Raw genomic sequence first — 545 nt, 5'->3', positions numbered from 1 at the left:
ATGTAACATTGACAACAGAACATCTTTCTTATCAACCATTATCTCAAAATAATGAAAATAGTTGTCTAACTCACTCTTTATCAGAAAGTGAAGGCTTGACTGCATTATTAAATGTAGTTAACCAGCCCGCGACTGAGAATATTGATGCTAAACTAAAGCATCTGAAAGGAGCTATTGGTTATTTAGTTAAATTTCAATTTGATAGCCAAGTGGTTTATGCAATTAGAAAAACTGCTCCAACATGGAAACCTAAAATTCGTAATTCTTTTATTAATGCTATTTTCCAAAATGGAGAATTATCCGCAACACCTGAAGAAACCTTCTCTTTTGATGACTATTTTGATTTTTACTGCATTAATGAGGTCATTTTTATAAAATCGAAGCGTGCATATGAAAGTACAACTTCAGATAAAAAAAGCTACCAAAGGAATTTTGATAGCTTATTAATAGATCCATCATTCATAGATATTTTTGTTGATATTGAACCTTTAAAAAATTATGTTGGTAGTAATTCGATACAATTACGCAGGATGACAGTTATACAA

General features: G+C 30.5%; 1 protein-coding gene. It reads left to right on the top strand.

Going from position 1 to position 545, the window contains the following annotated elements; genetic code table 11:
* Positions 1 to 545, top strand: a 545-nt coding sequence (locus ACTHUM_RS18295; protein ID WP_440403721.1) for a Kiwa anti-phage protein KwaB-like domain-containing protein, incomplete at both ends; no start/stop codon positions are given.

The sequence above is a fragment of the Neisseria sp. P0021.S006 genome, assembly GCF_051956895.1.
The sequence above is the reverse complement of the archived record's forward strand: the minus strand, read 5'-3'. Positions and strand labels throughout refer to the sequence as shown.